At 57.3% G+C, this 13,236-nt stretch carries 13 protein-coding genes and 1 pseudogene; 5 read left to right on the top strand and 9 right to left on the bottom strand.

The features are described 5' to 3' along the window. Positions 1-66 precede the first annotated feature (66 nt). The 3 genes from LG371_RS01205 (at position 67) to LG371_RS01195 (ending at position 2,686) form a co-directional block, all read left to right on the top strand. Positions 67-1,431, top strand: coding sequence for a TolC family protein (locus tag LG371_RS01205; protein ID WP_225747517.1), 1,365 nt, complete (start codon positions 67-69; stop codon positions 1,429-1,431). 168 nt (positions 1,432-1,599) lie between these two features. Continuing rightward, complete coding sequence (locus LG371_RS01200) at positions 1,600-2,133, top strand: ankyrin repeat domain-containing protein (RefSeq protein ID WP_225747516.1); 534 nt, start codon at positions 1,600-1,602, stop codon at positions 2,131-2,133. 124 nt (positions 2,134-2,257) lie between these two features. Further along, positions 2,258-2,686: an SRPBCC family protein gene (locus LG371_RS01195; RefSeq protein WP_225747515.1), complete on the top strand. Its 429-nt coding sequence runs from the start codon at positions 2,258-2,260 to the stop codon at positions 2,684-2,686. A 17-nt stretch (positions 2,687-2,703) separates the two neighbouring features. Here LG371_RS01195 and LG371_RS01190 read toward each other — a convergent pair whose 3' ends face one another. The 3 genes from LG371_RS01190 to LG371_RS01180 are packed head-to-tail and all read right to left on the bottom strand — an operon-like array spanning position 2,704 to position 5,141. Beyond that, positions 2,704-3,372: a lysophospholipid acyltransferase family protein gene (locus LG371_RS01190; protein WP_067594647.1), complete on the bottom strand. Its 669-nt coding sequence runs from the start codon at positions 3,370-3,372 to the stop codon at positions 2,704-2,706. A gap of 4 nt (positions 3,373-3,376) precedes the next feature. Further along, positions 3,377-3,757, bottom strand: coding sequence for a hypothetical protein (locus tag LG371_RS01185; protein ID WP_225747514.1), 381 nt, complete (start codon positions 3,755-3,757; stop codon positions 3,377-3,379). 28 nt (positions 3,758-3,785) lie between these two features. Beyond that, positions 3,786-5,141 carry a phosphatase PAP2/dual specificity phosphatase family protein gene (locus tag LG371_RS01180; RefSeq protein ID WP_067594714.1) on the bottom strand — a complete coding sequence of 452 codons (1,356 nt, stop codon included), beginning with the start codon at positions 5,139-5,141 and terminating at the stop codon, positions 3,786-3,788. Positions 5,142-5,404: 263 nt separating this feature from the next. On the opposite strand from LG371_RS01180, the gene LG371_RS01175 reads away from it, so the two are divergent. Beyond that, positions 5,405-5,773 carry an adhesin gene (locus LG371_RS01175; RefSeq protein WP_067594641.1) on the top strand — a complete coding sequence of 123 codons (369 nt, stop codon included), beginning with the start codon at positions 5,405-5,407 and terminating at the stop codon, positions 5,771-5,773. 48 nt (positions 5,774-5,821) lie between these two features. Here LG371_RS01175 and LG371_RS01170 read toward each other — a convergent pair whose 3' ends face one another. The 3 genes and pseudogenes from LG371_RS01170 to LG371_RS01160 all read right to left on the bottom strand — a co-directional run bounded on the left by LG371_RS01170 (position 5,822) and on the right by LG371_RS01160 (position 8,911). Continuing rightward, positions 5,822-7,564: a bifunctional alpha/beta hydrolase/class I SAM-dependent methyltransferase gene (locus LG371_RS01170; protein WP_225747513.1), complete on the bottom strand. Its 1,743-nt coding sequence runs from the start codon at positions 7,562-7,564 to the stop codon at positions 5,822-5,824. 81 nt (positions 7,565-7,645) lie between these two features. Further along, positions 7,646-8,268 (bottom strand): annotated as a pseudogene (locus tag LG371_RS01165) (DUF2238 domain-containing protein). Positions 8,269-8,311: 43 nt separating this feature from the next. Then, complete coding sequence (locus tag LG371_RS01160; RefSeq protein WP_067594635.1) at positions 8,312-8,911, bottom strand: CDP-alcohol phosphatidyltransferase family protein; 600 nt, start codon at positions 8,909-8,911, stop codon at positions 8,312-8,314. Between the two features lie 281 nt (positions 8,912-9,192). Between LG371_RS01160 and LG371_RS01155 the strand changes: the two genes are divergently transcribed. Then, the gene (locus LG371_RS01155; RefSeq protein WP_225747512.1) at positions 9,193-9,552 is read left to right on the top strand and encodes a diacylglyceryl transferase; all 360 of its coding nucleotides are present in this window, start codon (positions 9,193-9,195) and stop codon (positions 9,550-9,552) included. Positions 9,553-9,882: 330 nt separating this feature from the next. Here the strand turns inward: LG371_RS01155 and secF are convergent, their stop codons facing one another. From secF to yajC, 3 genes are all read right to left on the bottom strand, one after another. Further along, positions 9,883-10,824: a protein translocase subunit SecF gene (gene secF / locus LG371_RS01150; RefSeq protein WP_067594629.1), complete on the bottom strand. Its 942-nt coding sequence runs from the start codon at positions 10,822-10,824 to the stop codon at positions 9,883-9,885. 1 nt (position 10,825) lies between these two features. Beyond that, positions 10,826-12,655, bottom strand: coding sequence for a protein translocase subunit SecD (secD, locus tag LG371_RS01145; protein WP_225747511.1), 1,830 nt, complete (start codon positions 12,653-12,655; stop codon positions 10,826-10,828). A gap of 67 nt (positions 12,656-12,722) precedes the next feature. Further along, positions 12,723-13,022 (bottom strand): preprotein translocase subunit YajC, encoded by a 300-nt coding sequence (gene yajC / locus LG371_RS01140; protein WP_067594711.1) that lies wholly within the window; start codon positions 13,020-13,022, stop codon positions 12,723-12,725. Positions 13,023-13,236: the final 214 nt, after the last annotated feature.

The following is a 13,236-nucleotide window of genomic DNA, read 5'->3' as shown; positions in this document are numbered from 1 at the left end:
TGCCCGAAAGTCTGCCTGAGCCCACCTCCCTTCTGTTTTCAGGTAGCCCACCCCAAGGAAACCACCATGTCCGCCTCCAAACTCCTCCCCATCGCCCTGGCCCTCCTTCTCACCGCCTGCACCGCCACCCAAATCAACCGCCAGTCCAACATCACGCTGCCCGAACACTTCCAGCACACCGGCCAATCCAACCCCGCCCCCGGCCCCGACCGCTGGTGGCGGCAATGGCCCGACCACCAGCTCGCCCGCCTCATCGAACAAGGCCTGCAACACAACCACAGCATCGCCCTCGCCCAAAGCCGGCTCGAAGAAGCCCGCGCCACCGCCCGCCTCGCCGAAGCCGACCTCCTCCCCAGCGCCGGCCTCGCCGCCAACGCCTACGGCTACCGCAACCACCGCCGCGACCCCTACCTCGGCAACGGCGGCCACCTCGCCTCCGCCAGCTTCAGCGCCGCCTGGGAGCCCGACATCTTCGGCCAAAAAAGCAGCGACGCCGATGCCGCCCGTGCCGCCGCCCTCGGCGCCCAAGAGCAGCTCCACGGCAGCCGCCTCCTCATCAGCGCCCAAATTGCCGAACACTACCTGCGCGCCGCCCACATCCAGCAGCAGCAAACCCTCATCGCCCAACAGCTCGCCACCCTGCGCGAACTGTCGCGCTACATCGCCGGCCGCTTCCAAGCCGGCCACGCCACCGCCCACGACACCGGCGCCATCGCCGCCCAAATCCAAGCCCTGGAAGCCCGACAAAGCACCCTGGCCGCCCAGTTCGATGCCCAACAGCGCAGTATCGCCGTGCTCATCGGCCAAACCCCGCAAAGCTTCCGCCTCGATAGCGAAGCCATGCGCCGCGCCGCCGAAATCCAAGCCCGCAGCGCCCAGCTCGCCAGCGCCAAAGCCGACCTCCTTCCCCGCTTCAACATCCAATTCCTCTGGCAAACCGGCCGCATCGAGCTCAACAGCGACCTCGCCCCCCTCAACCGCGCCCGCAGCGGCAACGGCGGCCTGCTCAGTATCGGCGTGCAGCTCCCCCTCTTCACCGCCGGCCGCATCCGCGCCAACATCCAAGCCGCCGACGCCCGATTGCAATCCGCCCTCATCCAATACGACCAAACCCTGCTGCAAGCCCTCGCCGACGTAGACAACGCCTACCAAGCCCAACACGCCCTCGCCGCGCAACAGCAGCAGCTTCAGCAAGCCGAGCGCACCGCCCGGCAGCAAGTGCGCAACGACCAACAGCTCTTCCGCTACGGCCGCAAAACCCTCGATACCCCCCTGCAATCCCGGCTCACCGCCGCCGACTACAGCCAGCACCTCCTCGACAACCAGCTCGCCGCCGGCCTCAACCTGCTCAACCTCTACAAAGCCATCGGCAGCGGCTGGCAGCAGGAAGGCAGCCAGCCCGCCGCAGCGGAAAGCGCAGCCAGGCCGTAAAATAGGCTACCTGAAAAATCTAGCTTCGCAGACACTTTGCTGCGCTGCGTTTTAACTTCATTGAAACTCACGTTTTCAGGTAGCCATAATAGAAAATGAATGGAGAAATGGCTGCGTTAGGCAGCATTAAGACCAGATGCTATTCTCTTGAGAACAGGAAAATAAATAATGACAGACCCATATGAAAACGATATTGGAATGCAGATAGCCCGTGCAAACCGAGAAGGTAATATCATTTTTCTGGAGGAAATGAGTGATACAGGTAAATTTGATCCGCTTTATATTACTGATCCTGAAAAATGGAACTATTTACATAGAGTTAATAGAAATGCTCATAACCCGGCTCCTCTCTCCACAGTCCTCTTCTATTTGGGAAAAGGCGTAGAGGTAAACGCCCAAGATGGCTACGGCATGACCCCGCTGCATTACGCCATGCTGGCTGAGAACGGCGATGCTGCCCTAGCCCTATTGGAAGCGGGCGCTAACCCCAATATACCCAATCGGGACAATGTGATCCCCTTGGGCATGATGGGCGCCATGCCGCATCGGCTGGATGTGTTGAAAAAAATGCTGGAAAACGGTGGGGATGTGCACTACCCCAATGCCAATAGCGGGATGGAACTGCTGGCTTTTACCAAGCACTATCGTTCCGAACGAGATGGCTTTAAAGAAATTATTGAACTGATGGAGCAATATGCTTAAATCACCATCGCAGCCGATGGATTGCCAAATTAAGGCTACCTGAAAAATTTCGCTTCGCAGACTCTGCTCCAAAACTCACATTTTCAGGTAGCCTCCACAGCCCTAGCCCCGAAGCTAAAGCATCATGCCCATCCAACCCCGAATCCGCCGCACCGTTCCCGCCGACATCCAAACCGTGTGGCGCACCGTTACCTCGCTCACCGACTATGCCTGGCGCAGCGACGTGCAAACCATCGAGCCGCTCGGCGCCGCCCGGTTTTGCGAATGCAGCACATCCGGCATCCGCACCCTGTTCACCGTCACCCAATCCCAGCCGCCGCACCTGTGGGCGTTCGATATGGAAAACGAGCTTTTCTCCGGCAGCTGGGTCGGCCGCTTCACCGCGCTGGGCCAGGGCCGCACCGGGCTGGATTTCACCGAATCCGTTACCCTGAAGCAATGGCGGCCGCGCTGGCTGGTGCGGCTCTACCTGCGCCGCCAGCAGCGCCGCTACTGCCGCGATTTATGCCGCAAATTGCAGCAAACCCTGCCGGAAACCGAAAAGGCTACCTGAAAAATGCCGCCACATTTTCAGGTAGCCTTTTCCTGTTCCCGGCCAGTTTGCGGCTTTAACGCCAGCAGGGCTTCGCGGGTGCGCGTGAGGAAACTTTCCTTGTCTTCGTTATCGCGCAGGGTCAGTGGTTCGCCGATGTGGACTTCGCACAACAACGGTACGGGCAATATCTTGCCTTTGGGCAGGACGCGGTTGATGTTGTCTATCCATATCGGCACAAACTCGGTGTCGGGTTTGCTTTTTGCCAGATGGTAAATGCCTGATTTGAAAGGGAGTAGGATGGAGTCGTCGTCCGTGTTGCGCGTGCCTTCGGGGAAGATGATCAGCGAATCGCCCGCTTGGAGCGCGTGGTTCATCTGTTCGGTAATCGCCTGCGGGTTGTCGCTGTGGCGCGGAATCAGGAGGGCATTGAAGACGTTTTGGATGATGAAGCGTTTGAGTTTGCCGGTCAGCCAGTAGTCCGAACCGGCAACGGGGCGCGTGGACTGCCGCCAGCGGCGCGGCAGGGAAATCCACACCAGCACGAAATCGCCGTGGCTGCCGTGGTTGGCGTAATACACTTTCTGCTGCGGGTTGAACGCCAGCTCGCGCGGGCTTTTGGGGCGCACGCCGGTGAGGAAGGATACCGACAGGGATAAGAGTTGGTCGGTCAGCCAGGCAAGTTGTTTTTTAAGAAAATTTTTCATGGCATCAGAGGATTTGGATAAGGAAGGCTGAGGATTGCGCGGCGGTCAGATACAGGCTTTTGCGCCACAGGGCAAGTGCGCCAGATACGCGGCGCGGCATGGAGGGGTCGTCTGAAACGCGGCGCAAACCGCTTTGCCGCAAGGATTGGTCGAAGGCTTCGGGCGTGTATTTCCCTTCTGCAAAATCTTGGAACACGCGGTGGTCGAACCCGATGCGGATGTGGCAGTACAGCAATGCCGCCGCCAAGACAAGCTGCACCGCCGACCACGCGCCGCCGCGCTGCGCGGAGAGGGCGAACAGCAAGGCATTGAACACGGCGGTGCAGCGGGAGGTGGCGAGCAGGCGGGCGGCAATCAGGCTGTCGGTTTCGGGTGTTGTGTTCATGTTTGTCCTTTTCGTTTCCGCAAAATTTTCAGGTAGCCCGTTTCAGACGACCTGCCGCGTTTTCCACTGCTTTTGCCGTTTCTTCGGGCAGCACCGTCTGCGGGCGCACCTGTTTCAGTTCCGCCGCCGCCTGCGCCAAATCGCGGCAGCCGCCGTAAACCAGCAGCCAAGTGAGTATCACCGCCGCGCTGCGTCCGTAGCCCAGCGCGCAACAGACCAAAACCTTGCCGTGTTGCCGGCGCAATGTTTCCAGCAACGAAGCCGCCTTCATCAAATCGTTTTCAGACGGCGCAACCATGTCCAATAGCGGCAAAGCGCGGTATGCGCCGCGATAACGGGGGCGGGGATATTCGGCGCATACGTCCAATACGGCGGGAAGGTCGTCTGAAATCCCTAACACACTGCCGATTGCCACATCATCGCGCACCCGAGCCGTTTTCGCCTTGCCGCGCAGCCAATAAGCCATGTTCAGCCGCACGCCCGCCAGATAAGGCAGCAGCAAAACCGTTGCCGCCGCCGACAACCTGCCGTCCGCCTGTTTTTGGAACACCGCCGCGTTGCCCGTCAAATAGGCAAACGCCACCAACGACAGCGAAACGCCGACCCACAAAACCCACAACCACGCGCCGCCAAGCAGGACGGGCAAGACCGTCAACATCGCGCCCGCCAGATACAACATGGCGGTTTTGCGTTCGTGGGAACGCGTTTTCGGAGTTTTAAGCCCGCAAACACCTGCATTTCCTGCTTTCAGACGACCTTGTGTTGCAAAAGGTCGTCTGAAACCTAAAGGCGATACGCCGTGTTGCGGGATTGCCCACAACACCAGCCAACCCAGCAGCGCGCCGGTCGGCACGTCGATAAAATGGTGTTGGTACGTCGTCAATACCGACAAGGCAATCAGGCTCTGCCACAGTAAAAGCGGCACGCGGATTTTGGGAAACCGCGTCCAATAAAACGCACCGACAATGACCGCCAGCGCGATATGCAGCGACGGAGCCTGGTTATACGGCAAATCGAATGCCGCCAGCGAATCAAAAAGCCAACCCCACAACCCGTCGGTAGGCGGCTTCGGCCAGCCGAAATGCAGCGGAAACAGCATGAAGCAAATGGTAGCGACGATTTGCGCCGTCACCAGCCGTGCGACGTAGCGGTTTTGTTCGCCCGCATCTCGGCAAAGGAAAAATGCCGCTGCATACATCAAATTCAACGACCAATACGGCACAATCGTCCACGCCCAAAACGGAATGTTGCGCTCCCACGCAAAAGCGATTTCCGGCACATAGGCCAGCGATGCCGCGTAGCGGTTGGACAGGCCATAGCTGGTGTAGAACAGTGCGCCGACCAAGGCAAGCTTGAGTAGAGAGGTTTTCAGGGTGGGTTTCATGGAGTGGATTGTAAACGTTCGGTGCAAATCAGATGAAATCTGCTTTTAATACAAGGCATGCTGATGTGGTGGCAGAAAGTAAGTTAAATTTCCATATCGGAAGCATAATATTATTTTACTGTTATGTTAGTTGCATATTCTTGCCGGAGGAATACAATAGCGCCCGCTGTTGGGCAGATTATTCATTTGCTTTAGAAGCAGCGCAGGCAGCTTTGAGGCTACCTGAAAAATTTCTTGATGCTCAATTAGGAGTCATAACTATTATGAAACTATTATCTGTTGTTACTGCGGCTGCACTGGCTGCCGTTTCCCTGAGTGCTGCGGCTGCGCCCGGCGGCATGGTTTCCTACACCTGCGACAACGGCAAACAGTTGAACGTGTTGTATGAGTTCAACCGCCAAGGCAAGCCGGTAAGCGCTGCGGTTAATGCCGCCGGTACGCAGGTAAACCTGGCTTATAACAGAAGACAGTCCGACAGCACTGGTACCACCTTTACCAACCGTCGCGGCTACTCTCTGTCTGCCGGCTACATCGACAGAAACACCCACACCACCTCCGATGTGGTGGGCTTGACCGCTCCTGGCGGCCGTTTCGTGGTGAAAAACTGCTCACCTGTGAACGCCAGCAACTAAGATTTTTCAATAAAAGGCCGTCTGATTTTCAGGCGGCCTTTTCTTATTTTATTTTTTCACCGCCAGACTTACGGTGAAAATACCGTATTCGTCTATCCATTGGCGGATTTTTTCAAAACCGGCTGTTTCAACCAGCTGATCCATTTCCCACTGGCTGCGGCGGCGCATTACCCAATTCGGGCTGCCTGCTTTGTGGCTGGTCAGCGCGCGGGCAATCATTTCGAGCTGCGGATGCCATGGCTGTCCGGTGTAAATCAGGTAGCCGCCTGTTTCAATCGCATCGCCGAAGCCGTAGAGCGAGTTCAAAATCAAATCGTTGTCGGCAAACAATTCATGCAGGCCGGAAACGATACCCAGTGTGGGGCGGGGCTGCAAATCCTGATAATTAGCGCGGTCGTAGGCATTAACTTCGTTAAAAGTAACCGTGTCTTGCAGGCCGCGTTCGGCAATCAGCTTGCGTCCGGCTTCGACGTTAATCGGGCTGTAATCGCGCAGGCGCACGGAATCGGGCAGCGTGTCGGCAGTCAACGCGTCGAGCACATAGCGGCCGTGCCCCGAGGCAATATCGAGAACGTGTACCGGTTTGCCCGCTTCGCGCAGCTTGGCAAATGCCGTCTGAATCGCTTTGCCGATATTGATTTTGCGTTGGCGGATGCCGCGCCAGCCGATGACGTTGAGATAGTGTTTGTCCACTGCCACACCAAAGGCATTGCTGCCCTGCGGCTGGTTGCGATAGACGTAATCCAGCGTGTTGCCCGAATCGAATCCCGTTTCCTTGCCGATTTTCAAGCCTTCACTCCAGCGTGCGCCGAGGTCGAGGGAGGCGCGGTAAGCTGCCCAGAATGCACCACGCGGCGACCAGACGGGCAGGGGCGTTGCCAGTTCGTCGGCTTCGCGGCGGCTTTCGCCGTGTAAGTGGGCTTGGGTCAAATCGACTTGATATAAAGGCTGATTGAAACGTTCACGGATAAAGCGGTGCATTTCGACAAAGGCAATTTCGCGGTTTTGCTCGCCCAATGTGTCGTGATAGAAGCCGGGCAGGATATGGCGTTCTTTGATGCGGCTGCCCAAGCGGTTGTAGAAATCGTGTTGCGGTTTGTGGTGGACAACCCAGTCGCTGCCGGAAATCAAAAGCTGCACGGGCGTAGTAATCGCCTGCGCGTCGGCGACGACGCGTTCGGCGGCTTCGTACAAACCGAGCAGGATGCGAACGGAAATGGCGCGGGCGATCAGCGGGTCGTTGTCGTAGTTGGTTTGGCGTTCTTTGTTGTGGGTCAGGTAATGGGCTTTGACGTAGCTGTTGACAAAGAAATTGCCGCGCCATTTCTGCATGATTTTCAAGCCGGTGCGGGCGAAGGGGACGTAGAGTTTGACTTTGAACGCGGGCGATGCCAATACGGTGCAGCGGATTTTCGGCGCGTAGTCGTGCAGCCAGGCGGAAACCAATACCGCGCCGACGCTTTGCGCGATGACGCAGATGTTTTCAGGTTTGATACCGTATTCGCTTTGGATGTGGCGGATGAAGTCGTCCACGTCGGCAACGGAAATGCTGATACTGGGGCTGTCGCCGCGCTCGCCCGGGCTGTGTCCATGACCGCGCGCGTCCCATGCGAAATAGGCAAAATCGTCGAAACCGAGTTCGTCGGCAACAAACATCATCCGTCCCGAATGTTCATGTCCGCGATGGAACAGGATAATGGCTTTATCCGCCGAACCGTCGGCAGCGGGTCGGTAACGGTAGAAAAGTTCGGTACCGTCTTGGGTGGCGAAGTGTTTTTGCATTTCCTGCATGGGTCGTACTCCTTGGTGAAATACATTTTAAAGAGGCTACCTGAAAATCGGTTTGATGCGTTTTCAGGTAGCCTTTAACAGTTAAGATTGGCTGCCCAAACGCTTGTCGGGGCGGGTGAATAGGAAAATACACAGCAAAGTCAGTGCGCCCAGTGTGTCGGCGAGCATATCTTTTTGCGCGTCCCAAATGTCGCCTTGCGAGCCGAGCACTTCCAAGCCTGCTTCGCCGCCGTCGATGACGGCATATTGCCACTCGATGATTTCGTATGCCGCCGCCACGCTCATGATGAAGAACAGGGAGAAAAACAGGGCGAGGGTAGGGCGGCAGAGTTTGCGGCGCAACAGCCATTCTGCCATCGGATAGGCGTAGAAACCGATGATGTAGTGTCCGACGCGGTCGAAGTGGTTGCGGTTTTCGCCCAAGAACGGGGCAAGCAGGCGGTTTGCCCAATCGAAGGGGCGTCGGCGAAGGTGTAGTGTGCGCCGACGGTGTGCATAATCAGCCAGAAACTCATGAATATGTACGCCAGATTGCTGAAACGGAAGCGGCGGTAAGTGGCAATCAGTGCGATGAATACGGCGGAAACGGGGAGGATTTCGGCGTACCAGACGACGCGGTCGGACGGGTTGATGCCCGACCAGACGATGAGTGCGGCGATGAAAATGGTGAGCAACAGGGGGATGGTGTGCAGGTTTTTTTGCATAAGGTTTTCTTTTATTGAGGGAAGAGAAGACGGGGAACGGGTTTCAGACGACCTTTAAGCCGTTGGCGATGCGCTTGTAGCAGGTGTAAGCCAGTGCTGCGCAAGCCAGCCACATGACGGCGTAGAAAACCGCATGGAAGCTGCCCGCCGCTGCGTACCAAACCGCCAGTGCGCCGATAAAGAACGCGCGGTCGCTTTTGCCGAAGGGTCCGTCATAACGCCTGCCGTTGCCGTGTACCTGCCCCAATGCGCCGCAAAATTCGGTCATTGCAGCAAGCCAGACAAACAGGGCGATTTGTGCGCCGCCAAACGGGGCGATGAAGGCGAAAGGCAGATAGAGCGCGGCATCGGCGGCGACGTCGGTGATTTCGTTCAGGTAGCCGCCCAGTGCCGACTGCTGGCCGAACTCGCGCGCCAGCATTCCGTCCACCGCGTTCAATGCCATGCGGACAAACAGCCACACGGGCAGCAGCCAGAACAGCGTCGGGATATGTGCAAACACGGACAGCAGCAGCCCGAGCGCGACGGATATGGCGCAGGCAAAAAGCGTTACCTGATTGGCGGTAATGCCTCTTTGGTAAAGACGCCGCACCAGTGGGCGCAGCAGGTTTTGGAATTTGGGTTTGAGGGCGTAGATGCTCATGGCCAGGAGCCGGGGCGGGATGATGGCGGCATTATAGTGAAAAAATGAATAATTGGATGCGCTTAGGCGGCGAAACCAGAAGAGGGCAGGGCGTTTTTGATGCGCGGGATAAACAAACCGGGCGTTGGCCGGATTTAGGAATTGTCAATAAATTGTAGGAAAGGGTAAAATAGATAGGATAAATTTAACGCAAAAGTCGGCCGGTTTGCCGGAAACCGATATTCGTAACAAACAGATTTTTAGATTTTGAACAGCACCGCTGGAAAGGGAAAATTATGTTGATGGCCTTTGTTTTGGGGTTTTGGTGTATTTGGATGGGCGAGCGCGAGCCGAGCGTGGCGCTGGAAGGCCTGTTCTTCACCATCATGGCGATTGTTGCCAACAGTTTTATGCATTGGACGATGCCGGAGCCGGATACCGTGTGGGCCTTGCAATGGGGCTTGGTGTGGGCTTGGGCTGTGCTGATGATGTTTTTGGTGGATAAGTTTGGCGAGAACGGCTTGATCAGGCTGGTGATTGCCTTGGCGGCTGGCGGCGGTTATTTCTGGCTGGAACGGAACGGTTGCGGCTTGGCTGCGGGCTGGCTGGGCACAGAAGCGGAATGCGTGAAAAGCGTGGCCAATGCTGCTCAGTTCCGCTAGAGCCGGCGCTTGAGGATTGAAGCCGGGCATGGCATCGCCAAACTGATTAGATTGTAAAAGGCTACCTGAAAATTTTAGCTCCACGAGTGGCGGCGGGGTTAAAGTTTTCAGGTAGCCTTTTTGTGCGGTATGGCATGGCTGCTGTGTGCGGTTTGCTGCGGTTTGCCGAAAAATGGCTTGGCTTGCAAGCGGCGGGATGCTACCTGAAAAATGGTTTCGGGCATAGTTAAGCCTTTTGTTTTGCCGGGGAAGGCGGATGATGCCGTGCAAAAAACAACACAGAGGTTTTCAGGTAACCTCTGTGTTGTTTTGTTTGCATGGCTGCCGGGTTTACACCACGGCTTCTTCTTTCTGTTTCTGCGGCTTGTGGATATTCTCGCGGGTGAGGCCGAAGAACAGCAGCAGGGGGCTGGCCACCAGCACGGAAGAATAAATGCCGAATACGATGCCGATGGTGAGCGCGATGGAGAAGCCGTGCAGTGCGGCGCCACCAAAAATCAGCATGGAAATCACCATGGCTTCGGTGGAGCCGTGGGTGATGATGGTGCGGCTCATGGTGGCGGTGATGGCGTTGTCGATCACTTGCGGGATGGTTTTGCCGCGCATGGCGGGCTTGTGGATGTTTTCGCGGATGCGGTCGAACACCACCACGGATTCGTTCACCGAATAGCCGAGCACGGCCAGGATGCCGGCCAGCACGGTGAGCGAAAACTCCCATTGGAACAAGGCGAAACAGCCGAGAATCACCACCACGTCGTGCATATTGGCGATGATGGCGGATACGGCAAAGCGCCATTCGAAACGCATGGAGAGGTAGATGATGATGCCGATTACTACCATAAGCAAAGCGAATATGCCGTGCTGTTTCAGCTCCTCCCCAACTTGAGGTCCGATAGATTCTACTTTTCGTAGGGTGACATCTGAACGATCTTGCTTCAGCAAATTCATTACACGATTTGATACTTCAGCAGTAGAAACGTTATCTTTATTAGGCAGGCGGATCAGCATCTGTTTGTTAGTACCAAGAGTCTGCACTTGAGCCTCGCCCATGTTGAGCGTGCTTAAGCGGTCGCGCACCTGGTTCGGATCGGCGCCTTGTTGGCTGTATTGCACTTCAATGATCGTGCCGCCGGTGAACTCAACCGAATAGTTCAGCCCTTTGGCAAACAGGAAAACCACGGCGGCGATGAAGGTGAGCAGCGAAATCAGGGTGGTGATTTTGCCGTAGCTCATAAACGGGATGTCGTGTTTCAAACGGTGGAAAAAATCCATCTCAGTGCTCCTTGACCGGCAGGGGGATGCCGATGGACAGGTTGCTCAGCTTGCGGCGGCGGCCATACCACAGATTCACAAAGGTACGGGATACCACCACCGAAGAATACATGGAAGTGAGGATGCCGATGCAGTGCACCACGGCAAAGCCGCGCACCGCGCCGGAGCCGAAAATCAGCAGGGCGATGCCGGCAATCAGCGAAGTGATGTTGGAATCCACGATGGTGTCCCAAGCGTGGTGGTAGCCCTCGCTGATGGCCTGCTGCGGCGACATGCCGTCGCGCAGCTCTTCGCGGATACGCTCGTTAATCAGCACGTTGGAGTCGATGGCCATGCCGAGCGTGAGCGCGATGGCCGCGATGCCGGGCAGGGTGAGCGTGGCTTGCAGCAGCGATAAAATCGCAATCAGGAACAGCAGGTTGGCGGTGAGCGCCAGCACGGAGAAAATGCCAAACAGGCGGTAGTACACCACCATGAAGCCGGCCACCACGAGGAAGCCCCACAGCGTGGAATGGAAGCCTTTGCTGATGTTTTCCTTACCCATAGACGGGCCGATGGTGCGCTCTTCGATGATTTCCATCGGCGCGGCCAGCGAACCGGCGCGCAGCAGCAGCGCGGTATCGTTGGCTTCGGCGGTGCTCATGCTACCTGAAATCTGCACGTTGCCGCCGGGAATTGGCTCGTTGATCACCGGCGCGGTTACCACTTCGGCCTTGCCCTGGTCGATGAGGATCATGGCGGTGCGGCGGCCCACATTATTGCGGGTGAGGTCGGCGAAAATGGAGGTGCCGGCACTGTCGAGCTTCAGGTTTACCGAAGGCTTGCCGTCTTGCGTGAAGCCCGGCTGGGCATCGTTGATGTTATCGCCGGTGAATTCCACCTGCTTGCTCACCAACACCTGCGCGCCATCGGAAGTGGGCAGGATTTCATAGCCGGCGGGCACGTTGCCGGCGGCGGCCTGCTGCTCCAGCACGGGGTCGTCGGCCACCATGCGCACTTCCAGCGTGGCGGTGCGGCCGATGATGTCTTTGGCTTTGGCGGTGTCCTGTACGCCGGGCAGCTGCACCGCGATGCGATCAGGACCAGCTTTTTGGATCACTGGTTCAGCCACACCCAATTCATTCACGCGGTTGTGCAGGGTGGTGATGTTTTGCTTCACAGCATCGCCTCGGATTTGCTCCCGCGTGCTTTCCGGCAGGCTCACCACCAGGTTGTTGCCATCGGCTCGCAGTTCGGCGTCGTTGGCGAGTTCCTTCAGCTTGGGCAGCGCGGCCTGGAGGCTGGCGGCGTCTTGGAAGGGGATCACCAGCGTATCGCCGTTGCGGCGGATGGTGCCGGTGCGGATTTTGTCTTTACGCAGCTGGCGTCGGAAATCGCCGGCGATGCGGTCGAAGGTTTTGTCGATGGCCGCGTGCATGTCCACGCGCATGGTGAAATGCACGCCGCCGCGCAGGTCGAGGCCGAGGAACATCGGATTGGCGCCGAGCTTGGTCATCCAATCCGGGGTGTTGGCGATGAGGTTGAGGGCGATGATGTAGTTGTCGCCCAGTTTGTGTTCGATGGCGTCGCGGGCTTTGCTCTGCACTTCTTCGTTGGGCAGGCGCACGCGTAGGCTGCCGTCGGCGATAAACATGCCGTTGTGCGGGATGCCGGCCTCTTTCAGCGCCTGTTCCACGGCCTGCTCGGTGGTTTGGTCGATGGCAACGGATTGGCGGTTAGTGGACACCTGCACCGCGGGGGTTTCGCCGTAGAGGTTGGGCAGGGCATACACGGCCGATACGATGACGGTGAGCGCCACCAGCAGGTATTTCCAAAGCGGATAACGGTTCATAACGGGCTTTCAGAAACGGAAAATGCGCAGCGTGGCCGGAAGGCTGCTGCGCCGTGCGGGATTCGGTTTAGACGTCCAGCTTTTTGAGGATGGCGTCGCGGTGGAATTCGATGACGGTGTCGGGAGAAACTTCCAGGCCGATGATGTCTTCACCGATTTTGAATACTTTGCCGAGCATGCCGGAGTTGGTCATGACTTTGTCGCCTTTTTTCAGTTCGGTGAGCATTTGGCGGCGGCGTTTTTCTTCTCTCTGCTTGGGGCGGATGATCATGAGGTAGAGCATGCCCATCAGCAGGAGCAGCGGCAGAACGTTCTTGACGAAGTCGGCGGGGGTGGCCACGCCGTCGGCAATGATGAAGTGGAACATGGGGTAAAACTCCAAAAAGAAACAAAGGAAACGAAAGGCCGCCATTGTAAACGCCCTGTGGGGTTTTTCCAACCCGTCGGGCGGATTTTTCGCAGAGCCGGGCGGCGTTGATTTTTTCAGGTAGCCTTATTAGGAGGGGAAAGAGGCTACCTGAAATTTGCTAGGGCTCGGCATGCGGTTTGCGGAATGGCATACCTGCATGAGGCTACCTGAA

Origin of the sequence: Eikenella sp. Marseille-P7795, from assembly GCF_916618725.1 — a bacterium.
Classification (GTDB): Bacteria; Pseudomonadota; Gammaproteobacteria; order Burkholderiales; family Neisseriaceae; genus Eikenella; species Eikenella longinqua.
The sequence above is the reverse complement of the archived record's forward strand: the minus strand, read 5'-3'. Positions and strand labels throughout refer to the sequence as shown.

Bases quoted from the DNA above. Each gene is read 5' to 3' on its own strand.
- LG371_RS01195 (WP_225747515.1), top strand. From the start codon at position 2,258: ATGCCCATCCAACCCCGAATCCGCCGCACCGTTCCCGCCGACATCCAA.
- secF (WP_067594629.1), bottom strand. From the start codon at position 10,824: ATGGATTTTTTCCACCGTTTGAAACACGACATCCCGTTTATGAGCTAC.
- LG371_RS01170 (WP_225747513.1), bottom strand. From the start codon at position 7,564: ATGCAGGAAATGCAAAAACACTTCGCCACCCAAGACGGTACCGAACTT.
- secD (WP_225747511.1), bottom strand. From the start codon at position 12,655: ATGAACCGTTATCCGCTTTGGAAATACCTGCTGGTGGCGCTCACCGTC.
- LG371_RS01180 (WP_067594714.1), bottom strand. From the start codon at position 5,141: ATGAAACCCACCCTGAAAACCTCTCTACTCAAGCTTGCCTTGGTCGGC.
- LG371_RS01175 (WP_067594641.1), top strand. From the start codon at position 5,405: ATGAAACTATTATCTGTTGTTACTGCGGCTGCACTGGCTGCCGTTTCC.
- LG371_RS01185 (WP_225747514.1), bottom strand. From the start codon at position 3,757: ATGAACACAACACCCGAAACCGACAGCCTGATTGCCGCCCGCCTGCTC.
- LG371_RS01190 (WP_067594647.1), bottom strand. From the start codon at position 3,372: ATGAAAAATTTTCTTAAAAAACAACTTGCCTGGCTGACCGACCAACTC.
- LG371_RS01200 (WP_225747516.1), top strand. From the start codon at position 1,600: ATGACAGACCCATATGAAAACGATATTGGAATGCAGATAGCCCGTGCA.
- LG371_RS01205 (WP_225747517.1), top strand. From the start codon at position 67: ATGTCCGCCTCCAAACTCCTCCCCATCGCCCTGGCCCTCCTTCTCACC.
- LG371_RS01160 (WP_067594635.1), bottom strand. From the start codon at position 8,911: ATGAGCATCTACGCCCTCAAACCCAAATTCCAAAACCTGCTGCGCCCA.
- yajC (WP_067594711.1), bottom strand. From the start codon at position 13,022: ATGTTCCACTTCATCATTGCCGACGGCGTGGCCACCCCCGCCGACTTC.
- LG371_RS01155 (WP_225747512.1), top strand. From the start codon at position 9,193: ATGGCCTTTGTTTTGGGGTTTTGGTGTATTTGGATGGGCGAGCGCGAG.